We start from the raw sequence: 26,996 nt of genomic DNA, 5'->3' as shown, positions 1-26,996 counted from the left end.
AGTTTGAAGTAGTAATTGTGATCATAAATCTAACTCTAATATGCGCGTTACACAAAACAAATATAAGGTGCAAGGTCGCATAAACCCCGCACCTTATATTATGAGATTCGATTAACACAAATATTATGAGATCACGTTAATCTCACTTAATCAAAATGCATTAATCCAAGCCAAGCTCCAAGTTTCCACCAGGAATGGCGTCGAGCAAGTCACGCGTGTACGCCTTCTGAGGATGTTCAAATACCTCGTCGGTTGTAGCATGCTCAACAAGTTTTCCGTGTTGCATAACAACAACCTCATCAGCAATCTGACGAACCACAGCCAAATCGTGCGTAATGAACAAGTAGCTCAAGCCGCGTTCTGCCTGCAAATCGTTAAGCAAGTGCAAAACCTGATCTTGCACAAGCACATCCAAAGCAGACACAGCTTCATCACAAACAATGACATCAGGATTTAAAGCCATAGCACGTGCAATAGCAATGCGCTGACGCTGACCACCAGAAAGCTCGTTTGGGAAACGAGTCATAACAGAGGCAGGCATACGAACCATGTCCAAAAGCTCACGCACACGATTTTGTCTACTCTTTTTATCACCAATCTTATGAATTCGCAAAGGTTCTTCAATAGAACGATAAATCGAATACATTGGGTCCAAAGAACCGTAAGGATTTTGGAATACTGGCTGTACGTGACGGCGGAAATCAAGCAAATCCGCACCCTTGAAATCAGCAATATTCTTACCTTCGTAAGTAACTGTTCCACTTGTTGGATTAAGCAAACGCAAAACCATATTTGCAACAGTAGACTTACCGGAACCTGATTCACCTACGATTGCCAATGTTGTTCCACGCTTAATAGAGAATGAAACGTCATCAACAGCTTTGAAAAGTTCCTTCTTGCGCGGAAGCTTAAACTCGCGAGTTAAGTGATCGACTGTAATAATATGCTCGCTCTTTTCAAGAGTTTGCTCACCTACTACGTGATGTTCAAGCAAATTATCCGCGTTACCACCATGCTCCTTAACGGAAATGATTCGCTGAGAAGCAAGGCTTGGAGCTGCAGCAACAAGTCGCTTAGTATACGGATGCTGCGGATGCTGCAAAACGTCCAGAGATGGACCTGATTCCACTACACGACCCTTATACATAACGACTACATGCTGTGCGCGAGCTGCAGCCAAACCTAAATCGTGTGTAATAAACAGCACAGAAGTTCCAAGCGAATCGGTAAGAGTATGCAAATGGTCGAGAATACGCTTTTGCACAGTGACGTCGAGTGCAGAAGTTGGCTCATCTGCAATCAGCAAATCTGGACGGCAAGCCAAGCCAATAGCAATCAATGCGCGCTGACGCATACCACCAGAAAACTCATGCGGGAATTGACGTGCACGAGTTGCAGCATCAGGCAAACCAGCTTCGTCAAGCAAGCCAGCGATACGATCTTCAACACTTGCACCAACAACATACTTTTTGGCAATTTCCCAAGCTTTGTCGTCGTTTACACCGTATTTGATTAAATCATCTGCAACGCGCCAGCGAGTTTCGGAGCCTGGAACCCATTCTTTTTTGTAGTAATCCATAGCTTCGTTGAACTTTTCAACATTATGTTGATTATCAAGCCCAACTTCTGCCAACTCTTTTGTGGCAGCGTCCATCAATTCCGGTAATTCTTGAGAACCAAGGAATGTTTCATCCTCATTGCCTTTTACTTGAACCGCATCTCCTGCAAGAGCTTCTGCAAGAGCAGAACGCTTCTCGTGACTTACGTCTACACCATTTGCAAGCAGTGCTTCCTTAACCTGCGTACCAATACGCCACACAGGGTTCAAATTACTCATAGGATCCTGCGGAACTAAGCCCATTGCCGTACCGCGCAAAGCAGCAAACTCTTTTGGTTTCAAGTTGCTAATTTCTTGACCCTTAAGTTTAATGGAACCACCAGTAACGTGCCCTGTTCCAGGAAGTAATCCCAAAACAGCCATTGCAGAAGTGGACTTACCAGAACCAGACTCACCTACAATTGCAACCCACTGACCAGGATAGACGCTAAAACTTGCGTCTCGAACAGCGTGAACAGCTTTCTTGGAATCTGTAGTGAAATCAACCTGAAGATTTTTCACTTCAAGCAATGGACCTTGCTCTCGTTGCATAGCGAGAGCGTCTACATTTTTGTGCGTTGTCATGCTCATAGTTACTATTCCTCCACGCTAACTTCACGCCTTACGGCTCTTTGGATCCAACGCATCCTTTACAGCATCGCCCATCATAATGAAAGCGAGAACGGTAATAGCAAGTGCAAAAGACGGGTAGAACAATACTTCTGGACTGTTATTGAAGTACCTACTGTAAGTAGCAATATCTCCACCCCAGCTCACAGTAGTAGTTGGCAAGCCAATACCCAAGAAGCTTAATGTTGCTTCTAACACAATGTAGGAACCAAGCGAAGTTGTTCCGACGACAATGATTGGAGCCAACGAATTTGGGATGATATGTCGGAAAAGATTACGTATAGGTCGCGATCCTAAGGCTGTAGAAGCTGTGTTAAACTCTAGATTCTTTGATTCCATAACAGCACTTCGTGCTATTCGAGCAACACTTACCCAGCCAAATAGAACCATAACTAGAATTATCTTCCACATTGATTTTGTGGTTCTAAACATTTGAAGAACAACTATAGCGCCAAGCAACATAGGCAAGGCTAGGAAGATATCGGTAATGCGGCTAAGTACAGCATCAACCCAGCCTCCGAAGAAGCCAGCAATTGCACCAATTAAAGAACCAACTAAAACAACCAAAACTGTAGCAATGATACCGATTGTTACAGAAGTACGAGTGCCATATATTACTCGAGCGTAAATATCGCATCCCTGCTTATCGAATCCAAGAGGATGACCAGAAGAACTTGGCATCAAAGAGTTATTGAGTACGCAATACATAGGATCTTGCTTAACAAGCAATCCTGGGAATAATGCAATAAAGAAAATTGCAATAATCAATATTGCGGAAATAATAAACAAAGGATTTCGTCTCAAAGTACGCCAAGCATCAGCCCACATGCTCGTAGCAGGAGCAGACTCGTCAACGGAATCAACTTCTTGTAAAGGAGTATCGTCCAAAGGCGCAACGTAACGTTCCTGTCCTGGAAGAGCAATATCTGCAGCAGTCAAATTTTCCTCAACTTTTTCTTGCATAATTATGCTTCTCCTTACGCGTAACGAATTCGCGGATCAAGAGCCGCGTACAAGATATCAACAAGTAAATTACTGACTACGAAAATCAGCATAAGCAAGGTAACTACAGAAACTACCAGGTTACTTTCACCCTTCAAAATACCTTGATAAGTAAGGAAGCCAATACCATGAATATTAAATATTGTTTCTGTAATCATAGCGCCGCCCATAAGAGCGCCCAAATCCTGACCTAGGAACGTTACCACTGGAATTAAAGAATTCCTAAGAATGTGTCGAAGAATAACCGCGCTTTCTTTTAAGCCTTTAGCGCGAGCAGTTCTCACATAATCAAGTGCAATATTTGATGAAACTTCAGATCTTGTAAGTCGAATTACATATGCCATAGATACAGATCCAAGAACCATTGCCGGAGTGAGCATATCTAAGAATCCAGGATCATTACTTACATTAGGAGGAAGGATATGCCACTTAATACCAAGCAAATATTGCATAGCATAACCAGTTACGAAGGTTGGTACAGAAATAAGAAGCAGCGAAACAACAAGAATTACGCTGTCGTACCATTTACCTTTTTTAAGACCAGAAATAATACCAAAAGTTACACCAAACAAAGCTTCAAACGCGAATGCCATAATAGCAAGCTGAATGGTTACAGGGAATGCGCGCGAAATTTCGTCAATAACAGGCTGACCTGCAAATGTTTGGCCGAAATCAAGAGTAAGCGCATTCTTTAAGAAGAGTAAATATTGAATAATAAATGGTTTATCTAGATTATAATTAGCTCGTATTTGTGCTGCGACAGCAGGATTAACTGGTTTATCACCAAACATCGCAGTTACCGGATCGCCCGGCAAAGCAAATACTAAAGCATAAACCAATAACGTTGTGCCGAGAACAACAGGAATCATCTGCAAAATTCGACGCAGAATGTACTTACCCATCGACTTCTCCTTGGATTGTTAACAATTACTCGCAAAAACAACAAAGTGCCACTCCAGTTAGAAGAAATTTTTAATTAATTCTTTCAACTGGAGCAGCAATTTCGCTATGCGCGATATTAAATTATTGAGAGGTGATATCAGAATTAATTCTTCTGAATATCATGAAATCAATTTATACAACTCCATATAAAGTTTTAAATCTTACTTATGAAGCTGGTAGTAAAGTGGCATATTCTGCCAATCCATTACGAATCCCTTCAAATTGTGATTCATAACAGCCTTAGCATTCATATAAAGCAGTGGTACAGATGGAAGATCTTCAAGAAGGGTCTCGCCAGCTTGATGATAAAGCTTAGTTGCTTCGCTTGCATCGGAAGATGCAGTAGCCTTGGTAAGCAATTCATCAAACTTTGGATTCTTGTAATCGCCATCATTAGAACCGTTGCCATCAGCTGCAACAGAAGCGAACTGCTGAGTCAAGTAGTTTTCTGGGCTTGGGTAATCTGGCATCCAGCCTGCACGCCATGCGCCCTTAACCTTACGCTTGGTGCATGCATCGCGGAACTCCTGGAAGGTTGGGATTGGCGTGGTTTCTGCCTTAACACCCAAATTGTTCTTCACATAGTTCACAACTGCATCGAACACGGACTTAGCAACAGCGTTATCAGCATTGTAGGTGAAGGTAAGAGGACCATCATACTTGGAAAGAGCATCTGCCTTAGCCCACAATTCCTTAGCCTTCTTTGCATCGAACTTCAAATGCTCGCTACCCTTCAAATGAGGATCGTAACCTGGGGTCTTTGGAGAAGTAAAGTCGTTAGCAGGAGCAGCAGTCTTATTCAACACCTTTTCAGCAATTGCCTTACGGTCGATAGACATGGAAACTGCCTGACGGCGCAAACGGCCTTCTTCAGTAGTCACATCGAAGTGTGGTAAGTTGGAAGCAATGGTGAACTGAAGAATTACAGAACCAGGCTTGTTGTAAGCAGTAATCGTGCTATCAGTCTGGAAGTTGCTGGTTTCAGTATCTGGAATGTTATCGGTCATATCGAGGTTGCCGGACTGTACGTCGCGGTAAGCAGCATTACCATCGGTGTAAATCTTGAAGGTGACACCATCATTCTGAGCCTTACGAGGACCTTCATAAGCTGGGTTCTTTACAACCTCAATCTGCCTATTGTGATCCCAAGACTTGAACAAGTATGGACCAGAGGAAACAGGCTTTTCACCATAAGCCTTTGGATCCTTGTAGAAGGATTCTGGAAGTGGAGCGAATGCCAAGTAACCAACCTTAATTGGGAACACAGAATCTGGCTGCTTCAAATCAACGGTAAAGGTGTTTTTATCAACAACCTTCAAACCGGAAAGCTGTTCATCACCCTTCAAGCCTTCCTTCTGCAATTCGTCATAACCCTTAATAGTCTGGAAGAAGGAAGCGCACTTCTGTGCATTCTTAGCGTTAGCAACAAAGCTCCAAGCCTTGGTGAAGCTTTCAGCGGTAACAGGAGTGCCATCGCTGAACTTCTTACCTTCCTTAAGCTTAACAGTGTACTGAGTAGCATCAGCGTTTGCAGTAACGCTCTTCGCATCCTCATTTACTGGGTTACCCTTTTCATCAAAAGTAACCAATGTGGAATTGACTAACATAGCAGGGCGTGCACCAGCGTTTTCGTTAATGTTGCCAGGCACTAATTCATTCTGTGGCTCAGAGTTATTGACAGTAATAATAACTTTTCCACCATTTGTCTGCGCAGTCTTTGAAGCAGAGGAGCCGCAGCCACCCAGTAACATGGCCAGCGAGCAGGCCGCAGCAGCAAAAGCTAAAGCCTTATTCTTCATATTTATTCTCCTAACGTCTGGTAGGCAGGATGCTATATCAATACAAAAAAGCCAAGTCATGAGCTCAAAGCATAAAACCTACCTATCCATATTGTCAGATAGATTTCTTCAAGCCAATGACAGGGCTTCTTCGTTGATTAAAATTCAATAGTACGTATTTTTGCAAACATTGCAAGAGCGTAGCTAAATCAGAAAATTTACTGTTTATTACCAATAAAACATCCATTAAAATGATATTATCAAAAATAAAAGCAAAATTTTTACTATTTTATCAATAATTTTTACTGTTTTTTACTAATTTGCATATATTACATATATGTAAATTATGTAATATATTTTGTAAAGGCTTTGTTAATTGCCTAACGTCTAAGCATTTAAAATACCTTGGATTAAGCACGCGGAAAAGCTTGAGAATACTTACATTTTAAAGATTCAATAGAAACATGAGTGTAGCGCTGAGTAGTATTAAGCGATGAATGACCTAATAGTTCTTGCACTTCGCGTAAATCTGCTCCTCCATTCAGCATATGTGTAGCAGCACTATGACGCAGTGCATGAGGAGAAATATCCGGAATATGCGCACTTTTAGCCTCGTCATGCACGATCTGTCTTACCAAACGCTGATCAATACGCTTTCCGCGAGCGCCAAGAAATACCGCCTCTTCAACAGAATTTCGCAATAAAATTTCTCGTCCATCTTTAGAAATCCAAGCAGATAAAGCTTTATAAGCAGGAATCCCAAACGGCACAATACGTTGTTTATTTCCTTTACCAGTAACTTTCACTGTATGCACATCAAAATTTACATCCTGAATATTTAAGCCTGTAAGTTCTCCTACGCGCATACCAGTTGCATATAAAAGTTCCAACATTGCAGCATCTCGCAGCTGAATCGCCTTCCGTTTACTAGAACATGAGGATTCATTCTTAACATGATTGTCAACACTATTCATTAACACTTCCGCTTGCGCTTCATCTAAAACAGTCGGCAGCATATTCATAATTTTCGGAGTCATGAGAATTTCTGCAGGATCACTACTTATAAGACCAACATGCTGGCACCATGCAAAAAATCCACGTACTGCAACAACTTTTCTAGCTAAGCTTGAGCGCGCATGATTGTAAGAAGTATTCGCCATCCAAGAACGCAAATCATCCGTAGTAAGCTGCGCAATATTATTAAATCCGTGCCGATTACACCATGCTAAACATTGCAAAATATCACTGGCATAAGCTTTCTGCGTGCGCTCACCCAAGCCCTTATTCGCACGAACATAATCAACATAATCATCTATTAAACTCATATATTCAGAAGGTAAGCCTAAGAAATTTTCAGAAACAGATTTATTGTTGATCATGCTTAACTCACCCTTCCATAAAAGTTTAAAACAAAACGTTTGCCATATACTTCAGTCACATGCATAATACAACAAGGAGCTTGTTTATGAACACACGTATAAAATCAACTACACTACCGCAACAAATACCTGCAGGCGCGCGCATAGTAGTAAGAACATACACAATTATAGAAGACAATAACGATGGTACACAAAAAATCGAGTACCATGATGCGATTGGACACGTACTCGAGTGGGATGGGATAATACTTCACTTACTTCGAGATCCTGCAGCAAACGGCACTAGAGCTGCCGAAGAAATGTTCATTGATGCCAACACTATTTACCGATTAAAACCAATTCCAGAACGCAAATTCCAAAAGGCACTCAAAATATAGACCTTAAAACTCGCCACATTAATACATAACGTGCATTACACATTGCTCAGGGAAGCATTTGAGCGCAATAGTAGTTGCGAAGATTCGTTGGTATTAAATCCGGAGATTTCAACAATAGACTCACCTAAACGAGCAGAATCCAGCAAATCTTTCTGCCAATCGTTTCTGGAATCATACTTCCATAATCTGCTATTTACATCATCATTTTGATTCGTATGAGTTTTAGACGGGTTGCGCTGCTGGTATTTGTATTCTCGCCACGATTGAGCTTTAGCAAAAAACTCTTGCTCATTATCGTCAGCAGCTTGCGCATCTTGATCCAGCATATCCGCAGCAAAAGTTAGCTCAGAAATTACAGAACGCAATAATTTCGCAGTATTATGCCGATTTTCGCTTACCATTGCGCGCGTGCGTTGAGGATCTGTAAGAGCAACGCGAGTCATATCTCGCCAAGAGCCTGCAGATAGTTGTAAAGCAATAGCACGATTAGGCTGATCACATAATACATTTGCAAGAGAAGTCGCAACAACGTGAGGCATATGAGAAATAAGAGCTGCAGCATTATCATGCGTTGCATCGTCTAAAACTATTGCACGATTCCCACAAAGAGCAACAATCATTCGTAAAACATTTGCTACACGCCAAAACTCCGTACTGTTATCAACAGTTAATGCCCACAAAGCGTTTTCTAAAAGTTCTGCACTTGCAGCTTTCCAACCAGTAAATTCACTACCCGCCATAGGGTGCGCGCCAACGTAGCAATCTTGCAAACCTGCGTCTCTTACTTGCTCTCTAACTAAAGTTTTTACACTGCCAACATCGCTAATAGTTGTGCAAGATTTGTCAATATAAGGCGCAATTCCATGCAAAATACTTGGCATAGCAGCCAAAGCATTGCATAAAATCAACACATCTGGGCGAAGTTTTGCTAAATCTTGCACTTTTTCTACGCAAGTAATTCCTAAATTTTCAGCTTCTTCGTATGGATTATGATGACGATTCCACGCATAAACGCTACATTCAGGCAATTTTGCAAGTCTTTTTGCAAGAGATCCACCAATAAGACCAAGACCTACAATACCAACAGAAAAATTTTGCGAAAATTCAGCGTTTTCTACCATAATAATTCTCTTTCTGCCTGCATTACGTTCAAATTGCGCAAAGCATCAACTGAAGGTTCAATGCACACTCCTCCATTTGGCAGCATCCACTCGCTCATTACTGGATTATCACGCACACTCGAAGGATATACTGCTAAAACTCGAACCCAATCTCCATGCTCAACAACCTCTTGAATCATATCTTTACACATAGAATCCCAAGGAGCAGAATCAACAGTTGCAATAAAACTGTATAAACCATCCTGCCCTTTAATTGGCCTAGACATAAAAGAAGTCATATTAAGACCATGATCGCGCACAACGTCAAGCAAATTTGCTAACACGCCAGCGCCCGTGCAACGCGGAATAAAAGCAATAATTGATGAAAATGATGAAAAGTTTTCGCGCTGAATATTAACAAAATCTGAAGCCTCATCTCGAGGAGCTAATACTAAAAACTCTGTGCGAGCGCCAGAAAAATCTTCAACACCCTCGCTCACAATATGCCTATTATACAAATCCGCACAAATTTTAGGACCTAAAGCAACCTCACCAGGAAGTAAATCCCTACAAGCAGCAGCGTTTGACGAAGACGTTTTCTCTTTTAAACCATGCGCTTGAGCAAACTTACGGCATTGTGCCAACGCATGCGGGTGAGCAACAATTGTAGAACAGTTATCGATTGAATCTGATTTGCAAATAACGGCATCAAAACTAATATTAACGCCTACGCGAGCAATGCCAACCATATTTTTTGCACCAATGAGTAAATCTAAGTTCGGTATTACCACGCCTTCAATATTATTTTCCCAAGCAATAACACCCCAATTATTGTGCTCTTCAATCTCATAAGCAATATCACTAATACGTTCACACGCAGTTGGCGTAATTTGTAAAGCATTCCAAAGCTGACACTGTTGCTGAACTTTCAAGGCTGCTTGATAAGTAAAAGAACCTTGAGGTCCTAAATAACATAATTTAAGTTCGCTTAAATTGTTCACACAAGCATTCATTATTATTCCTTAATAAGTTTCATCCGATAATGCTATTCTTGCACAAACATACAGCAAACTCACCCGTAAACTAACTTACGTTTATTGAGCACCAGAAATAACAAAGAATTTTTGAGGCATACAAAGCAAAACTACGTGAGCAACAAGAACGCCATAAAGCCACAAATATCCCACATATTGCGCACACCATGGCAATGGGATAGTGAAGCCAACAGGAACAAGCACAGCACTGCCGATAAAACCTAAAGCAAGAATCCAAGCAACCACAGTAAAAACTATTGCATGAACAAATAAACCCAACCAACCACTACGAGAACGGGCACACCATGCAGAAAGCAAAAGTAACATAATCGCAATAGCAAAACCGTAAGGCATATTGTACATTGCTCCTGCACGATGCACAAAAGTGCCAATAAGTGCACATAATACGGCAGAAACACACGTGGTCGCACACCTACCCCACCAAGGTAAGCGATGCGACCACGGTTTTGCTGACATCATAAACCTAACGTTTCGTATTAATACAGCGATGTTGCGTAATAGTAAGTAATACTAGAAATTATCACGCAGCATTGTTGTTCTGACGGCGTTGCTTTGCACGCCACTTATACCATTCGTCACGGCTTAAAATAATCTTGCGCACGCGAATTGCTTCAGGAGTTACCTCTACGCACTCATCTTCGTTAGCAAAGTCAAGAGACTCTTCCAAGCTCATCTTGATTGGCGGAGTTAAAGTTTCGAGAACATCAGCGGTTGAAGAACGCATGTTCGTCATATGCTTAGCAAGCGTAATATTTACATCCAACTCGTCTGGCTTATTGTTAATACCAACGATTTGGCCTTCGTAAACTGGGCTTTGTGGATCAACGAAGAACACACCGCGAGCCTGCAAACGCTGCATAGCGTAAGGAGTTGCAACACCCTTACGATCGCAAACCATAGAACCGTTCTGGCGAGTCACAATCTGACCAGCCCATGGAGCATAACCGGCGGAAATAGAGCTTGCAATACCAGTTCCACGAGTAGCAGAAAGCAAAGCTGTACGGAAACCGATAAGACCACGAGAAGGAACAGTAAATTGCAAACGAACCCAACCGGAACCATGGTTACTCATAGAATCCATGCGACCCTTGCGATCAGCCATAAGCTGAGTGACGGTACCCATGTACTCTTCTGGAACGTCAATAGTTGTGCTTTCCATAGGCTCATTAATTTGACCATCAATAGTCTTGGTAACAACCTGAGGACGACCAACCGTAAGCTCGTAGCCTTCGCGGCGCATCTGCTCAGCCAAAACAGCCAAAGCAAGCTCGCCACGACCTTGAACTTCCCAAGCGTCTGGACGCTCAGTTGGAAGAACCTTAATAGAAACGTTACCAATAAGCTCACGATCCAAACGATCCTTAATCATGCGAGCAGTAAGCTTATGATCTTTGCCTTCAGTTCCAGCAAGAGGAGAATCGTTTACGCCGAAAGTCATGGAAATTGCAGGATCGTCAACGTGAATTAATGGAAGTGGCTTTGGATCGTTCTGATCAACAATCGTTTCACCAATCATAATGTCGTTGACGCCAGCAACAGCCACAATATCGCCAGGACCTGCAGAAGCTACAGGAGTACGCTCCAAACCTTGCGTGCGAAGAAGCTCAGAAACACGGAAGTTTTCAATAGAACCATCTACGCGGGAAAGACCGTAGGTCTTACCCTTTTCCAAAATGCCGTTATAGATACGCACCAAACCAAGACGACCCAAGAAGTCAGAGGAATCAATGTTTGCAACATGAGCCTGAAGAGGAGCACCTTCTTCGTATTCTGGAGCTGGAATGTTGGAAATAATAGAATCAAACAGTGGTTCCAAATTGTCGTTATCTGGCAAACCACCATTTTCTGGCTGATTTACAGAAGCATAGCCGGCTTTAGCAGCGCAATAAATTACTGGCAAATCAAGCAAAGCATCGAGATCAAGATCAATGCCTTCCTCAACAACATCTTGAGCCAAACCAAGAAGCAAATCTGTTGATTCACCAACAACTTCTTCAATGCGAGCATCTGGACGATCTACTTTGTTTACGCACAAAATAACAGGAAGCTTAGCTTCCAAAGCCTTACGGAGCACAAAACGAGTCTGCGGAAGAGGGCCTTCAGAAGCATCAACAAGCAGAACAACGCCGTCAACCATAGAAATACCGCGCTCAACCTCACCGCCGAAGTCGGCGTGGCCAGGTGTATCAATCACGTTAATAGTAATGCCTTCTGGATGACCGTATTTTTCAGCCAACGGACCGGTATATTGCACAGCCGTGTTCTTAGCAAGAATAGTAATGCCCTTTTCGCGTTCCAAATCATTGGAATCCATAACGCGATCAGGAACTTCTTCACGCTCAGAAAATACGTGCGACTGCTGAAGCATGGCGTTTACCAAAGTGGTCTTACCGTGGTCTACGTGCGCCACAATTGCCACATTTCTAATATCACCGCGAACAGTCATCACAAACCTCTTCCATTCTTCGCGTTTAAGTAATTATTTACAAGCAACTATCTTAAAGCTGAAGCCAATCAAATAGCTGCAATACGTTATTGGCAAAACCAAAACCGGCAAACTGCCAAACCTCACCGATTTTACTCGCGAGCTAAGACAGCATTACAAGAACACACTGAGTAAGAAGCTTTGCAGTAATGCTTTGCTAACGCTGCGTCGGAAGCTTTGCAGTAATGCTCTGCTGACGTTGCTTCTGTAGCTTTGCAGTCATACTCTGCTAACGTTGATTCTGTAGCTTTGCAGTCATGCTTTGCTAACGTTGATTACTTGTTGATTCATGGAACTTTAACAGTATTGCTCTGCTGACTTTGAGTACTTATTGCCTAGAGAACGCTAACATTATTGCTGCTGCACACACCACACCAAACGCACCTACCACGCACCCACCCGAAGCTTAATTTTTCGACTTTAGTTGCACTGAGTAAACCACGCACTTACGCAACTTTCTGCACGAGTCTATGAGTTTTGTGTTAAAGAGTAACGAAGTAGAGGTCAAGGAAATTTCGGGTAGAGTGCTAAAAGAGGAGCGTAGCGACGGAACGCACGATGCTGAAATTTCCTTGACCTCACAACACTAAGAAACCAAACACATTAGTCAAAACTCATAGACGAAACCCAAGAATAACGAAAAAATGCTGTGAAGCGCGAAAAATCGCGCAAATCAAGCCGTAAAAAACTTAAGCAACAACACCCTTAGCAATTAATTCGCGCGCAACTTCACGATACTCCTTCGCCGTCTTGTGTTCAGGAGCAAAAATAGTAATAGGTACTGCAGCAACTGTAGAATCTGGCAATTTAATAGAGCGCGAGATCACAGAATGCAAGACACGATCTTGGAAAGCTTCGTAAATGCGTTGTAATACCTCTTCACTATGTAAAGTACGCGTATACATAGTAACTAAAACGCCAAAAACTTTAAGATTAGGATTGATACGCGATTGAACTTTCTCAATAGATTGCATAAGAAGAGCCACACCACGAAGAGCAAAGAATTCTGCTGCTAGTGGAATAATCACGCCATCTGCAGCTGTTAGTGCGTTAACTGTAAGTAAGCCAAGCGAAGGCTGACAATCTATAATAATAACGTCATATTCGTCACGCACTTTACGTAACACACCTGCGAGAATCTGCTCACGACCAACTTCTGTAACCAACTGCACTTCCGCTGCAGACAAATCAATATTCGCCGGCATAATATCAATATTTTCCGTATCAGTATGACGAATCACATCATGAATATCTACTGATGAGTCAAATAACGCAGTATACACTGTGTTATCAAGTGCATTAGCGTTAATACCAAGTCCAACAGTTGCAGCACCTTGTGGATCGAAATCAACAATTAATACACGACGACCGTACTGGCTGAGCGCACCTGCAATATTAATAGAGCTCGTTGTTTTCCCAACACCACCCTTTTGATTGCACATAGCAATAATTCGCGCAGGACCGTGAGAAATTAGCGGTTCCGGCGCGTGAAAAGTCTCATATTCGCGTCCAAGTAAATCAGTAGGCATATTTCCCACTCTATCAACAGGTATACTCACGAAACTCTGTGTATAAAATCATCTAGCTCGAGGATGACTCATAACATATGCTTCAACTAAAGCATCTGGACTGATATGCGTATAAATTTGCGTTGTTGTTACAGAAGCATGACCAAGAAGCTCTTGTACTGTTCGCACATCAGCACCACCTGCGATTAAATGCGTAGCAAGAGAATGACGTAACGTATGTGGGTGAAGTTGTCTACCAAGTTTTGCACGCTCACCAGCTTGCGTTACTATTCCCCATGCAGATTGTCGAGATAACGCATCGCCACGTTTATTTAAGAAAATAGTATGCAATTCTCGTTTACTTTTTGCAGATAATATTGGGCGAGATTTTTCAATATACCTACGAATAGCCCTAATTGCGCAACCGCCAATGGGAACTAAACGCTGTTTCGCACCCTTACCTGTAAGTTTTACTACAAACTCATCTAAATCAAGATCTTCAAATTTTACTCCAACAGCTTCAGAAATTCGCGCTCCTGTAGCATATAAAAATTCAAGTAGTGCAGCATCTCTCAGAGAAATTGCGTCAGTGCTTCCAAAATTTCCAGCAGCTTCAATAACACGATTTACCTCATCTATACTCAGTACGTCCGGTAAATGATCCGCTTGTTTTGGAGCTTTTACTGAAGTTGAAACATCAATGTTAATATCTTCATGCGCCAACATAAAACGATGCCATTCATGAATACTTGCAAGTCTGCGCGCAACTGTTCTAGCACCTAAACCTGATTCGCTCAAGTAGCGCACATACGATTCGATATCTAGCTCAGTAATTGCTTTAATACTTCTTATTTTTCGTGCTGATTCTAACCAAGACGTGTAATCTTTTAAATCAGATTCGTATGCAGATACCGTTTTTTTAGAAAGACCACGTTCAATATCAATATGCGCAATAAAGCCTTGAATATAAGGTGCAAATTCTTTAGGAATATTGGTTATAGTATTTGCAGAATCAAGATTTGGATGCATGTTGTAATTATAGCTGACTAAAACGTATTGTATAAATCTAGTTCCGCGTGTGAAATAAATATTTCTTGCTTGCATTAACAAACAACAGTAGAGAATCTAGACACAGAAAAGCTCCAAGTTTGAAGCAGAACACAAAAAGCCCGCCGAAATCGACGGGCTTCACATCAAACTCTATTGAAACAAAATCAGGCTTCAACTGGAGCGTTTACATCGGCTGGCAGAGCTGCCTTAGCAGCTTCTACAACAGCCTTAAAAGCTTCAATATCTGAAACTGCAAGTTCAGCAAGAGCACGACGATCCAATTCAATGCCAGCCAAGTGCAAGCCCTGAATGAAACGATTGTAAGTGATGCCCTCAGCGCGAACTGCAGCGTTGATGCGCTGAATCCACAACTTGCGGAAGTCGCCCTTGCGAGCCTTGCGGTCGCGGAAGTTATAAGTAAATGAGTGGAGCAGCTGTTCCTTTGCCTTGCGATAAAGACGGGAACGCTGACCGCGATAGCCAGAAGCCCTCTCAAGAACAACGCGACGCTTCTTGTGAGCGTTAACTGCGCGCTTTACTCGTGCCATAAGTATTCCTCAGCTTTCTTAAAAATTTTCGATTGCGTATTCGTCTACAAGCAATTTCTACTTGTTTACTTACTTAACGAGCAAGCCCTTAAGCTTCTTGCTCTGCGCAGTTGCTAATACCTTATCTTCAGAAAGAGCACGACGCTTACGAGCCGACTTGTGCTCCAAGTTGTGGCGCATGGCGCTACCATCGTGCATCACCTTACCGGTACCGGTAAGACGAACGCGCTTGGACGCTGCGGAATTAGTTTTCATCTTCGGCATTGCTGCCCTCCTTGTGATGTTGATCGGATTGCATAGCATTTGCTGCAGCTGCAGCCTGCGCTTGCACTTCCTGCTTTGCAGCAAGACGTGCAGCTTGGCGAGCTTGACGCTCAGCACGCGATTCAGCGCCACGGCGACGCTGTTCAGACTGTGTATGAATCTTCTTGCCCTTTGGAGCGAGAGTCATGATAATATTGCGACCCTCTTGCTTCGGCGCAAACTCAACGGTGCCACTTTCAGAGACTTCGTCTGCAAGTCGACGTAACAGTTCCACGCCACCAATCGGACGAGACTGCTCACGGCCACGCAACATAATAGTGACCTTGACTTTGTCGCCACCGTTCAAGAAACGAAGTACATGACCCTTCTTCACATCGAAATCATGATCATCAATCTTAAGACGGAAACGAATTTCCTTAACCTCAGCAGTGGTCTGATTACGGCGCGCCTCGCGAGCCTTAATTTTTTCATTGTACTTGTACTTGCCGTAGTCAATAAGCTTGGCTACTGGAGGCTTAGCAGTAGGCGCTACCTCGACAAGATCGAGGTTCGCTTCTCTTGCAAGGTTTAACGCGACCGAGGTTGCAATAACTCCCACCTGCTCGCCTTTTGGACCAATAAGGCGCACCTGAGAGACTCGAATCTCCTCGTTAATGCGTGGTTCGTCGCTAATGATGACTCCAATCCTTCTAAATATTGGTAAGATGCAATACACCAAGAAGTCCAAGAGTTGCGGAAATTCACACTTCACATCAACAAAGCGCTTTTCAACACAAACGCAATGGGCAGCACAAACAGCTATCCAAGTGACCGAAGTCATGAACCCGAAACCACAACAGGCTTCCAGGTGGGGACATCCCACTTTCTTGATTACTCAAGCCGAGTATTCATTTTACTAGAAGCCTTGACAAAAAGGCAGCCAACACACCAAAAGTAGTGATGACTGCCCATATCTAAACTCAAAACTATGTGACTTTTAAGCTAACTGCATTGGTTCAGGCTTCAACCCCTCATGGTTGAAGTACACATCATACCAAGTTAGGAATGTGTAAACTGTCCAAATCTTACGACGATCGTCATTTTTCTTTGCATAATTATCGTCAATCATATGAAGCAAAGCATCTTGATCGAAGAATTTGGCAGCATCATCACTTTCAAACGTTTTACGCACAATCTTATAAAAACGTTCTTCACGCAACCAATCCTTGACCGGCACTGGGAAACCAAGTTTCTCACGGTCATACCACGCTTTCGGCAAATGGCGAGCTGCGGCCTGGCGGAATGCAAATTTCGTATTTTCGTCAGTAATTAAGTATTTAGTAGGAACTTTTTCTGCAACATCCATAAGCACGCGATCTAGCAAAGGCACACGCAACTCTAACGAGTGAGCCATTGTCATTTTATCTGCCTTAAGCAAAATATCTCCTGGCATCCATTGATGCATATCAAGATATTGCTTTTTCTTTACTTCTGAAAGACCTTTACCAGCAATCTTCTTATAAATAGCACCGACAATACTGTAGACACTCGGACCTTTACGATACTCAGGTTTCAAAAGCTTTACAGCATCTTCTTCATCGAATACTTTTGACTGTCCAATAAAATGTTCTTCCGCAGGCGCTAAATTAGCATACAAATGCCAAGCACCGTGGAAATGTTTGCCTTTAACAGCGTGAGCAATAGCATAACGTAACTTTTTTGGCAACTTTGCGAGCATACGAGTCACAACTTTAATAAGCTTGGAACGCGTGTGAACACCGTAATCAATGTATCCTGCAAATAATTCATCTGCTCCCTCACCGCTTAACACAACGCGTAAATCTTGTGAAGCTAATTTTGCAAGGAAGAACAGCGGAACACAAGAGAAGTTAGAATCAGGCTCATCCAAATACCATTGAATCTGTGGGAAATAACGGAATGCGTCAGCAGCATCAATAATTTCAGATTTATTGTTCAATCCAATAATCTTTGCTAGCTCACCAGCCTGCTTAGACTCGTTGTAACGACCACCTGCGAAACCGATAGAGTATGTGTGCTCTGGACGAGCAACAGCTGCAACATAACTGGAATCTACACCAGAAGAAAGGAATGAACCAACTTCAACATCTGCAATCTGGTGAGCTTTAACGGAATCACAAACCGTCTTATCAATCGAATCAACTAGCTCATTCAAACGCTGTTTCGTTTCATGAAAATCAGGATCATAATACTGTTCAATCTTCATTTCGCCATTCTTATAGGTAAAGCAATGGCCTTCACGCAATTTAAACACGCCTTTGAAGAAAGTTTCATTAATTGCAGGATATTGGAATGTCATAAACGGCTTAAGCGCATTTTCATTGAGTTCCTTCTTAAAATCAGGATGACGCAGTAATGATTTAATCTCGGAACCGTACATAAACGTACCGTTCATAAGCGCATAGTAAAAAGGCTTAATACCAAAATGATCGCGAGCGCCGAACAATTCTCGAGTACTCTTATTCCAGATAACAAAAGCAAACATGCCACGTAAACGACTAAGTAAACTCTTGCCCCACTCTTCATAACCATGCACTAATACTTCTGTATCACAATCAGTGTGGAAGGTATGACCAGCTTGAATAAGCTCTTCGCGAAGTGGCTTGTAATTGTAAATTTCTCCATTAAATGTGACCGCAAGATTGCCGTCTTCGTTATACATCGGCTGAGATCCACCGTGAAGATCAATAATGCTGAGACGACGGAATCCAAGTGCAGCATGCTCATCAATCATCGTGCCATATTCGTCAGGTCCACGATGAGCAATCACATCCGTCATGTCTTTGATAATTTGGCTTTTGACGTTAATTGGGGTGTCATTAATGAACCCAGCAATTCCGCACATTTATTTCTCCTCATAGGATACACAACACAGCACTACGCTGTCTACTAGCAAACATCGCAGAAAATCCATAATAGTTTGAAACTCTCATTGGAAAATCTAATTTGCTATGCAATATTACATCAAGCACTTTATGTAATCGAAATACTAATCCAAAAATTATTCGACGTGCCAGCGAAATAGTAACTGGTTTCAGGATTACACGAACTAGTTTTACGGGATTATATAAACGTATCAACAGCGTTACACCAATGGAGAGCAGAATCTACGCAAAATATAAATAGGAAACCTAACAAAATACTAATTAACATAGCACTTATAAACTCTTGTTGAAAAACTATAACAACAGTACCAATGCAGCGTTATTATGATGCTATGGAACCTTTGCAACGCTGCGTAGTATTGGCAGCAGGAGATTATTACGACCACACACGTGAGCATGTGCCAGATCGTGCTCTTACTATTGCTGCAGATGGCGGTTGGGATCACGCTTGTAAACTAGGTTTACATGTCGATGCGCTTATTGGCGACTTTGATTCCGTACGCTTAAAATTACCAACCGATGCAATTATTACGCGTTTGCCCGCTGAAAAAGATGATCCTGATTTGCTTTCTGCATTAAAAGTTGGTTGGTCTAAAGGATCTCGAGAGTTTCATATTTTCGGCGGCTTAGGCGGTCGCGTTGACCATACTATTTCTAATATACAGCTGATGGTTAGATTAGCTCGACGCGGCGGTATCGGTTTTCTGTACGGGGATGGGCAGGTTGTTACTGCTATTCATGATGGAGCGCTCGATTTTCCTGCATCAACCGGCAGCACTTCACGTATTGTATCGGTTTTTTCGCATACGCCTATTTCAAAAGATGTCAATGAGCGTGGCTTAAAGTATCAACTTCAGCATGCGATTATGCACGGAGATGCGGTTCAGGGTTTAAGCAACGAATTGTTAGATAATATTCCGGCACATATTGATGTTCATGAAGGTACACTTATTGTTACTTTCCCTATTAATGCACCTCTGCCCCAAGTCAGTTGGTTTAAACGACCAATTGGTGATTTAGGCGAAATTGACACTTCTGTATCCGAAGCTTTAGCTGTGCCATTGGAAAATGAAATAACTCCTACAGATTCCACTACTGCAGCAGCTGAATCTATGACATATAACGAATAAAAATGTAAGTAATTCCTCAATAAGGCTGACGAGTGTTTTACTAACATGTTCGCCAGCCTTATTTTGTACACATAACAAAATGAATGTTCAATCGAACAGCACGAATAAAGAAAAAAATACGACTATAAATTACCAAAAAATGCACAAAAAGACTCACAAAACACAGTATGTTAACGCTCACCCTTTATGCACTATGCTATAACAACAAAAGTGAGCTATGTTACAAATCTTCGTACATACCGCACACTAAAATGAACACCGTTAATTCAAATAACGATGACCACAATGCGTGAGTTTTCATCGCGAAAATAGCGCGGCTTAAAACGTTGCGCACGAGGTCTCACTCAAGGGAGAACCACATGACAGTCAAGATTGGTATTAATGGTTTCGGTCGCATCGGTCGTCTTGCATTCCGTCGCATCTTCGAGCTTCAAGCTCGTGGCGGTCAAGCCGGTGATATCGAAGTCGCAGCCATCAACGATCTGACCACTCCTTCAATGCTTGCCTACTTACTCAAGTACGACAGCACCCACGGCACCTTCCGTCACGATGACGGCACCCCAGTTGAGGTGACTTCCACCGAAGATGCAATCGTCGTAGATGGCAAGACCTACAAAGTGTACGCCGAGAAAGACGCTAACAACATTCCATGGGTTAAGAATGATGGCGTTGAGTTTGTGCTCGAATGCACCGGCTTCTACACTTCTGCTGAGAAGTCTCAAGCTCATTTGAACGCTGGCGCTAAGAAGGTGCTTATCTCTGCTCCTGCTAAGGACGAGACCACACCAACCGTCGTATTCGGCGTAAACCACGAAATCTTGAAGCCAACCGATAACATCGTTTCCGCTGGTTCTTGCACCACCAACTCCATGGCAGCCATGGTGAAGCTTTTGCAAGACAACTGGGGAATTAAGTCCGGCTTCATGACCACCATCCACGCTTACACCGGAACTCAGATGATTCTTGACGGTCCACGCGGCTCCAAGCCACGCAACAACCGTTCTGCAGCTTGCAACACCATTGAGCACTCCACCGGCGCTGCTAAGGCAATCGGCAAGGTTGTGCCAGAAGTGAACGGCAAGCTCCAGGGTCACGCACAGCGTATTCAGGTTCCAGATGGTTCCGTTACCGAGTTGACCACTGTTCTTGAGAAGCCAGCCACTACTGAAGAAATCAACGAAGCCTTCAAGAAGGCTTTTGAGAACTGCGAATACTTCGGCTACAATGCTGACAGCATCGTGTCTTCTGACATTATCGGCGACACCCACGGTGGCGTGTTCGATCCAACTCAGACCGATGTGAACACTGTTGACGGCGTAACTTTGGCTCGTACTGTTACCTTCTACGATAACGAGTGCGGCTTCACCGCTAACATGATTCGTACCCTTCTTTACTTCGCTGAAATCTCCGAGTGAGATTAGCTTAAATCTTAACTTAAGTTAAAACTAAGCTAATAGCGAATTATAATCCCCTTGTGCTGCTTTCTAAGCTACACAAGGGGATTATTGTTTAGATTTACATTAAGTCAATAGTCGGTATAGCATATCATGTAACACAAAATTGCTATCACAATACGCAACACTAAGGGGAACACAATGAGTAAAAAACATGCGACAACCGGAAAAGCAACACCAGCTATTGCGCAACTCGAAAACGCAGGAATCACCTTCCGCATAGCAGAGTACGAGCATGACGCAGATCATATGGACGACGGCTACGGAATTGAGGCTGCTGAGAAGCTAGGCGTAAGTGCAGCTCAAGTTTGCAAAACTCTTATGGTTGACACTGGTGAAAAGCGAGTAGTTGGAATTGTTCCAGTAAACGGACGTCTCAATATGAAAGCAATCGCCGGCGCAGTACACGCAAAGAAAGCAAGTATGACAAGTCCAGAAGTTGCACAACGCGAAAGCGGCTACGTAGTTGGAGGCATTTCACCATTCGGACAAAAAACGCATCATGAAACAGTGCTTGATAGTAGCGTTATGCAATTTAATGAGATTCTTGTTTCTGGAGGAAAACGCGGCTTGGATGTAGTGCTTAATCCTCAAGACATCGTAACATTATTAAATGCAACTGTAGCAGATATTGCAGCATAAGCAACATAAGCTTTATCACTGCAAATATTGCTACCAACAAGTGATTACTCACACAAGATTAGTACGTTGACAAATATAACGTCTTGGCAACGTGCGATAATCCCTAAGGTTGTTCATTAATCGTTAAGGAGTGCATTATGGGTATGCGTGGCCGCAAGCGCAAGGCGCGTCGTAAAAAAGCAGCGAATCACGGCAAAAGGCCAAATGCTTAAGCTATAAATTCGCTTATACATACTGTAAAGCCCACGTTCATCGTGGGCTTTTTGTTTTATTCACTGACATAATTAGCAAGTTCGCGCTTTAATTGCGTACGTGCTCGATTAAGTCGGCTCATAACTGTACCAATTTTTATGCCCTCTTCTTGAGCAATTTGCTTATACGATTTTCCATTAATGGCAGCTTCGATAAAAACTTTTCTACGGTCAGAAGGTAAAGCACATAAGGCTGACATAATTTCTTGAGGAGCAAATCTTTCTAAATACTCTTGTTCTGCAGAAAGTAAGCCCTGTGGGCAGTGATTAGAAGCTTCATAAATATCCCAATCGTCATATTCACCAGTGGCGTCATTAGCTCGCTGTGGGCGCCGTTTTGCTTGTGCGTATTGATTAAAATACAGATTTTTCTCAATCCTATTAATCCATGCTGCAAAATTCGTACCCTCTTGGAATGTTGCAAAAGATTTCAAAGCACGCTCAAAAGTATCTTGTACTAAATCTTGGGCATCTTGCGCATTATGAGTAAGTCGTACTGCTTGCGCATACAACGTATCTACGCAAGGAGTAACTAATTGTTCAAATTGTTTACGACGCTGACAAGAACCCATACCGCAATATTGAGGAGATATAATACGCGAACGTAGCGCAGCAATCGGCTTCTTCAAAGTATCCTGTTTTAGCGCACTATGTTTTTGAACAGACTGCTTACCTGTTCGTTGCTGCTTACTCATAAGCAATATCATACTCTTAAACGATGCTTATTTGCACAAGTTATAAGACAGCAATCACGCTTTTAATTATTACACTACACTTTTGCTAAGATGCGATGGCATTACTGAGCAACATGCCATCGCCATGTACCATAACATGACGTTGCGGTAATATTATGACTATGCCAACGAACATTAATGAATTGTTAGATGCTTTAAATGCAGCACCATTCCAAGAGGAAAACACTCCCCTTGCAGAGTCGTGGCTGCTTGGCTTCGATACTGAAACAACTGGAGCAAATATTGGCAAAGATGCCATCGCTTCTGCAACCCTCGTACTTCGCAATCCTGCATTAGGTCACAAAGGAGACACAGTATCTACTTGGCTGATTAATCCACATCAACCCATGAATCCTAAAGCAAGCGAAGTAAACGGATTTACCGACGAATATTTACAAAAACACGGTGGAGAGCCTGCAGAAGAACTTGAATTGCTAGCACTTGCAGTAAGTACTGCCCAAGCGAAAAATATTCCATTACTGGCTTACAATGCACCTTTTGACGTAGCAATGTTGCGTCATGATTTGCAACGCTGGGAACTTACTTCATTAGATCAACGCCCGGCTTGCTCAATATCCACACTGAATAACCATGATGTACTTACTGTCGATCCACTCGTTATTGATCGCGCTATTTCTAAGCGAACTGGTAAACGTACACTTACTGTTACTTCGCAATTTTACGGAGTTGAACCAATCGGCGATTTTCATGATGCTACTGCAGACACAGTTGCAGCTCTTGATTTAATTGAGCCAATGAGTCAACTTTACGAATGCGTGAGTAGTATGACATTAGCTACTATCATGGAGTGGCAACGATCCGCTTATCTTCAGTGGCGAGATAGTTTCAACCGGTGGTTGCAATCCCATGGACGTGAGCCGATTACTGGAACATGGTTATAAGTCTCTTGTAATATAACAAAATCTCATTTCGTAGTAGTTATTTTCTACGATGAAATCCTCATGTTTGGTGAAAAGAAGTAAAGTATGAGCATGCATAATACGTTGTCTTTAACAAGCGCAAGTGAACTTTTGCAACATTACGGTTTATTGCGCGAAATGATTCAACACTATAATTCAAATAATATTGCTACAAACAACGAAAATAGTGCAGATCCTACGCATGCACGAAATGAAATTTGGTCTTTAGACACATCTTGTTTTGCCAGTATTAATGCAAGTGAGCCCTTTGCTCACGCTACATACGATACACGCGATATTCAACCCGGAACTTTACTGTTTGTCAAAGGTAATTTTAAACCAGAGTATCTATTACATGCTGACAGTAAAGGCCTCACAGCATATGTTGCTGAACAAAGTTACGCTGATTACACTAATGCGGTTGGATTGATTGTTACTGATGCTCGTAAAGCAATGAGTGTACTCGCAGCAGCATTCTTTGGAAATCCACAAAAAGATCTTACAGTTGTTGGCATTACAGGAACTAAAGGCAAAACGACTACAGCTTACTTTACTCACGCTATTCTTAGTGCGCATTCTCATGGAAGAGCTGCACTATTTTCTTCGGTAGATAATTGCGTAGACGGAAAAAATTATGTTGAATCTCATTTAACTACTCCAGAAAGTTTCGACGCTTTCCAAATGATGCGTGAAGCGGTAGATAATGGCATGAAATACCTTGTTATGGAGGTTTCTTCGCAAGCATACAAAGTAAATCGTGTTTATGGTCTTAAATTTGATGTTGCTGCATTCCTGAATATCAGCCCAGACCACATTAGCCCTATTGAGCACCCAACTTTTGAAGATTACTTGTATTGCAAACGACAAATTATTGCAAATACTAAGCACTTAGTACTCAATTCTGATGCCGATCATGCAGATCTTCTTTTACAAGATGCCGAGCGCAATGATGTGCTTGTAACAACGTTTGCTCGCATTAAAAAAGATGAAATAGACAGCAACGCTTGCAAAAATGACAATTTCGATGATCTTGACGATGATCGCATACATTATTGCACATCTGTTAACGATGACGATTACACAGAATTACTTACTCCTGACTACATTGCAATGCCAGTAGAACATAGTGAATCACATTGCATCGCTATGCGAGACTCAAGCGAAGACGACGACTACGAAGATAGGGACTACGAAGAAGACGTGCACTACTGCCCTATTGACGAATTCGCATTGTCTATTGCAGGAGATTTTAATTACGAAAATGCGTTAGCTGCTATTGCTATTGCAGGAGAATTGGGCATTAATCAAGACACCGATCTACAAGCTTTACATGCTATTGAGAACGTAAAAATTTCTGGACGCATGGAAGTTTTTGAAGATACTCACTCAAATATGATTGCGGTTGTTGACTATGCGCACAATTATATTTCTACGAAATCAGTTCTTGATTTTGTAGAAGAACGCTATGGCCAATATAATCCACGAATAACGCTTATAACAGGCTCAACAGGAGACAAAGCTGTGGATCGTCGCAAAGAGATTGTTGAAGCCGCACAAAACCGTATAGAACAGTTTATTTTCACTACTGAAGACACTGATACTGAAGACGTAAGGCATATTTGTGACAGTATGCAAAGTTACGTCACTAATCCAAATGTTTTGTCACACATTATTATCGACAGAGCCGAAGCAATAGAATACGCTTACAACGATGCGGCAAACAGCGAACAAAAAAATGGAAGATTAAACATTCTTCTTGCTATTGGAAAAGGCGACGAACGTTGGATTAAAAGCAAACGACAGCATGTGCCATATGAGGGTGATTCGTTTGTAATAAAACGTCTTTTCGGCTTGTAATATACTTATGCAAAAGTCTGAAAAATATACGAATAACATAAATACAATTACTACATAACTAAGTAACAAACTAAAAACAAACTAAGTAACAAACTAAAAAACAAATAAAGAAGACACAAATGAAGAATCAACGATTTCAACCTGTACTACTCGGCAGTGATATTAATGCTTACGGTATGGCTCGAGCATTCCATGAAGCATACGGTATTACTTCCATTGCTTTTGCACACTTCCAGCTTTCGCCTACAAAATTCAGTAAAATTGTCGATGTAAGAATTGTTCCTGGCTTCGGCGAACTTCCTACATTCCGCAGCACAATGCTTGATTTTGCTCACTCATGGCAGAATGAACATCCTCATATCAAGCTGCTGCTTATTCCTTGCGGCGATGTGTACGCGAATCTTTTAAGCCAATGCGGAGACGAATTGCATCAATATTTTGCTTTCCACACATTGCCAAATTCACTCAATCGCCAGCTTAGCCTTAAAAGCTCATTCTATAAAACTTGTGAACAATACAATCTTCCTCATCCAAAAACTAAAGTTGTAAACGCTGAAGAAGTAGCAGCTCATGCATATAAAGATTTGCCATTCGACTTCCCTATTGCTATGAAACCAGCGAATAGTACGCAATGGCTTGACGTTGATTTTGAGGGACGCAAAAAGGCGTTTATTATTGATAATCCAGAAGATCTTGATACACTTATTCAGCGCTCATATCAAGCCGGATACACTGGCGAAATGATTTTGCAGGACTTCATTCCTGGGGACGATAGCCGCATGCGTGTGCTCAATGCTTACGTTGACAGTGACCATCATGTACGCATGATGTTCCTCGGTCACCCTCTGCTTGAGGATCCAACTCCAGAAGCAATCGGTAATTATGCAGCCATTATTCCAGATTATAACGAGGAAGTTTTCCAAAATATTAAAGCATTTTTGGAAGATATACATTACGTTGGTGTAGCTAATTTCGATATGAAATACGATGAGCGCGACGGCAAGTATAAGCTTTTTGAAATCAACTTACGACAAGGACGTTCCAGTTATTTCGTCACTTTAAACGGATTTAATATTGCGCAATATTTTGTTGAGGATTTAATTGATCACAAGCCTTTTGACGGAAATACTGTATTTGGTCGTGGAGAAAAGTTGTGGATGGAAATTCCGCGATCCATCTTTTGCGATTATGTAGCAGAGGGCGATGAAAAAACGCGCGGTCTCCATATGATTCGTCAAGGCGATTGGGGCACTACGCTAGAATATAAGAAGGATATGAATCTGCTACGTTGGTTGATGATTCGCCACATGTTTTCAATTTACACAAAACGTTACGCAGAATTTTTCCGCAATAAAGCGTGAAAATTATTGCGTAACTTTGAAGGGAATAT

Annotated in this window: 24 protein-coding genes; 8 read left to right on the top strand and 16 right to left on the bottom strand. The window is 42.1% G+C overall.

Going from position 1 to position 26,996, the window contains the following annotated elements:
* Positions 1-160: 160 nt before the first annotated feature.
* The 5 genes from HXT28_RS01145 to HXT28_RS01125 all read right to left on the bottom strand — a co-directional run bounded on the left by HXT28_RS01145 (position 161) and on the right by HXT28_RS01125 (position 7,328).
* A complete protein-coding gene (locus HXT28_RS01145) occupies positions 161-2,188 on the bottom strand; it encodes a dipeptide ABC transporter ATP-binding protein (RefSeq protein ID WP_016637425.1) in 2,028 nt (675 codons plus the stop codon).
* A gap of 24 nt (positions 2,189-2,212) precedes the next feature.
* Positions 2,213-3,190, bottom strand: a complete 978-nt coding sequence (locus HXT28_RS01140; protein ID WP_016637424.1) for an ABC transporter permease — start codon at positions 3,188-3,190, stop codon at positions 2,213-2,215.
* A gap of 14 nt (positions 3,191-3,204) precedes the next feature.
* Positions 3,205-4,131 carry an ABC transporter permease gene (locus tag HXT28_RS01135; RefSeq protein ID WP_016637423.1) on the bottom strand — a complete coding sequence of 309 codons (927 nt, stop codon included), beginning with the start codon at positions 4,129-4,131 and terminating at the stop codon, positions 3,205-3,207.
* A gap of 201 nt (positions 4,132-4,332) precedes the next feature.
* Positions 4,333-5,970, bottom strand: a complete 1,638-nt coding sequence (locus tag HXT28_RS01130) for a peptide ABC transporter substrate-binding protein (protein WP_032814695.1) — start codon at positions 5,968-5,970, stop codon at positions 4,333-4,335.
* Positions 5,971-6,359: 389 nt separating this feature from the next.
* Positions 6,360-7,328, bottom strand: a complete 969-nt coding sequence (locus tag HXT28_RS01125; RefSeq protein ID WP_016637420.1) for a tyrosine recombinase XerC — start codon at positions 7,326-7,328, stop codon at positions 6,360-6,362.
* Positions 7,329-7,414: 86 nt separating this feature from the next.
* On the opposite strand from HXT28_RS01125, the gene HXT28_RS01120 reads away from it, so the two are divergent.
* On the top strand, positions 7,415-7,705 hold the full coding sequence (locus HXT28_RS01120; protein ID WP_016637419.1) for a DUF6725 family protein: 291 nt from the start codon (positions 7,415-7,417) through the stop codon (positions 7,703-7,705).
* Positions 7,706-7,740: 35 nt separating this feature from the next.
* Here HXT28_RS01120 and HXT28_RS01115 read toward each other — a convergent pair whose 3' ends face one another.
* The 10 genes from HXT28_RS01115 to asnB all read right to left on the bottom strand — a co-directional run bounded on the left by HXT28_RS01115 (position 7,741) and on the right by asnB (position 18,578).
* Positions 7,741-8,826: a prephenate dehydrogenase gene (locus HXT28_RS01115; protein WP_422113516.1), complete on the bottom strand. Its 1,086-nt coding sequence runs from the start codon at positions 8,824-8,826 to the stop codon at positions 7,741-7,743.
* A complete protein-coding gene (locus HXT28_RS01110) occupies positions 8,820-9,818 on the bottom strand; it encodes a prephenate dehydratase (protein WP_422113515.1) in 999 nt (332 codons plus the stop codon). Before HXT28_RS01110 ends, HXT28_RS01115 begins: the two co-directional genes overlap by 7 nt.
* An 81-nt stretch (positions 9,819-9,899) precedes the next feature.
* On the bottom strand, positions 9,900-10,316 hold the full coding sequence (locus HXT28_RS01105; protein ID WP_422113679.1) for an alcohol dehydrogenase: 417 nt from the start codon (positions 10,314-10,316) through the stop codon (positions 9,900-9,902).
* Between the two features lie 64 nt (positions 10,317-10,380).
* Positions 10,381-12,306 carry a translational GTPase TypA gene (typA, locus tag HXT28_RS01100; RefSeq protein WP_016637415.1) on the bottom strand — a complete coding sequence of 642 codons (1,926 nt, stop codon included), beginning with the start codon at positions 12,304-12,306 and terminating at the stop codon, positions 10,381-10,383.
* Between the two features lie 728 nt (positions 12,307-13,034).
* The gene (locus HXT28_RS01095; protein WP_016636996.1) at positions 13,035-13,874 is read right to left on the bottom strand and encodes a ParA family protein; all 840 of its coding nucleotides are present in this window, start codon (positions 13,872-13,874) and stop codon (positions 13,035-13,037) included.
* A 48-nt stretch (positions 13,875-13,922) separates the two neighbouring features.
* Complete coding sequence (gene xerD / locus HXT28_RS01090; protein ID WP_032814870.1) at positions 13,923-14,882, bottom strand: site-specific tyrosine recombinase XerD; 960 nt, start codon at positions 14,880-14,882, stop codon at positions 13,923-13,925.
* Positions 14,883-15,067: 185 nt separating this feature from the next.
* Positions 15,068-15,451: a 50S ribosomal protein L20 gene (gene rplT / locus HXT28_RS01085; RefSeq protein WP_004105106.1), complete on the bottom strand. Its 384-nt coding sequence runs from the start codon at positions 15,449-15,451 to the stop codon at positions 15,068-15,070.
* Positions 15,452-15,520: 69 nt separating this feature from the next.
* On the bottom strand, positions 15,521-15,715 hold the full coding sequence (gene rpmI, locus HXT28_RS01080; protein WP_004128670.1) for a 50S ribosomal protein L35: 195 nt from the start codon (positions 15,713-15,715) through the stop codon (positions 15,521-15,523).
* On the bottom strand, positions 15,696-16,433 hold the full coding sequence (gene infC, locus HXT28_RS01075) for a translation initiation factor IF-3 (RefSeq protein ID WP_196227891.1): 738 nt from the start codon (positions 16,431-16,433) through the stop codon (positions 15,696-15,698). The genes rpmI and infC overlap by 20 nt, the downstream gene beginning before the upstream one ends.
* Before the next feature lie 258 nt (positions 16,434-16,691).
* A complete protein-coding gene (gene asnB, locus HXT28_RS01070; RefSeq protein ID WP_016637000.1) occupies positions 16,692-18,578 on the bottom strand; it encodes an asparagine synthase (glutamine-hydrolyzing) in 1,887 nt (628 codons plus the stop codon).
* Positions 18,579-18,950: 372 nt separating this feature from the next.
* Here asnB and HXT28_RS01065 point away from each other — a divergent pair, with 372 nt between their 5' ends.
* The 4 genes from HXT28_RS01065 (at position 18,951) to HXT28_RS01050 (ending at position 22,056) form a co-directional block, all read left to right on the top strand.
* Complete coding sequence (locus HXT28_RS01065) at positions 18,951-19,748, top strand: thiamine diphosphokinase (RefSeq protein WP_032814880.1); 798 nt, start codon at positions 18,951-18,953, stop codon at positions 19,746-19,748.
* Positions 19,749-20,107: 359 nt separating this feature from the next.
* On the top strand, positions 20,108-21,163 hold the full coding sequence (gene gap / locus HXT28_RS01060; RefSeq protein ID WP_016638074.1) for a type I glyceraldehyde-3-phosphate dehydrogenase: 1,056 nt from the start codon (positions 20,108-20,110) through the stop codon (positions 21,161-21,163).
* A gap of 180 nt (positions 21,164-21,343) precedes the next feature.
* Complete coding sequence (gene ybaK / locus HXT28_RS01055) at positions 21,344-21,844, top strand: Cys-tRNA(Pro) deacylase (protein ID WP_016637756.1); 501 nt, start codon at positions 21,344-21,346, stop codon at positions 21,842-21,844.
* Positions 21,845-21,981: 137 nt separating this feature from the next.
* Positions 21,982-22,056: a 50S ribosomal protein bL37 gene (locus HXT28_RS01050; protein ID WP_369803150.1), complete on the top strand. Its 75-nt coding sequence runs from the start codon at positions 21,982-21,984 to the stop codon at positions 22,054-22,056.
* A gap of 56 nt (positions 22,057-22,112) precedes the next feature.
* Here HXT28_RS01050 and HXT28_RS01045 read toward each other — a convergent pair whose 3' ends face one another.
* The gene (locus HXT28_RS01045) at positions 22,113-22,667 is read right to left on the bottom strand and encodes a sigma-70 family RNA polymerase sigma factor (protein WP_032814882.1); all 555 of its coding nucleotides are present in this window, start codon (positions 22,665-22,667) and stop codon (positions 22,113-22,115) included.
* Positions 22,668-22,951: 284 nt separating this feature from the next.
* Here HXT28_RS01045 and HXT28_RS01040 point away from each other — a divergent pair, with 284 nt between their 5' ends.
* The 3 genes from HXT28_RS01040 (at position 22,952) to HXT28_RS01030 (ending at position 26,967) form a co-directional block, all read left to right on the top strand.
* A complete protein-coding gene (locus tag HXT28_RS01040; protein WP_032814884.1) occupies positions 22,952-23,731 on the top strand; it encodes an exonuclease domain-containing protein in 780 nt (259 codons plus the stop codon).
* Between the two features lie 84 nt (positions 23,732-23,815).
* The gene (locus tag HXT28_RS01035; protein ID WP_016638075.1) at positions 23,816-25,606 is read left to right on the top strand and encodes a UDP-N-acetylmuramoyl-L-alanyl-D-glutamate--2,6-diaminopimelate ligase; all 1,791 of its coding nucleotides are present in this window, start codon (positions 23,816-23,818) and stop codon (positions 25,604-25,606) included.
* A 119-nt stretch (positions 25,607-25,725) separates the two neighbouring features.
* Positions 25,726-26,967, top strand: a complete 1,242-nt coding sequence (locus HXT28_RS01030; protein ID WP_016637752.1) for a hypothetical protein — start codon at positions 25,726-25,728, stop codon at positions 26,965-26,967.
* Positions 26,968-26,996: the final 29 nt, after the last annotated feature.

The organism is Gardnerella washingtoni (assembly GCF_049262705.1).
Taxonomy (GTDB): domain Bacteria; phylum Actinomycetota; class Actinomycetes; order Actinomycetales; family Bifidobacteriaceae; genus Bifidobacterium; species Bifidobacterium vaginale_D.
The sequence above is the reverse complement of the archived record's forward strand: the minus strand, read 5'-3'. Positions and strand labels throughout refer to the sequence as shown.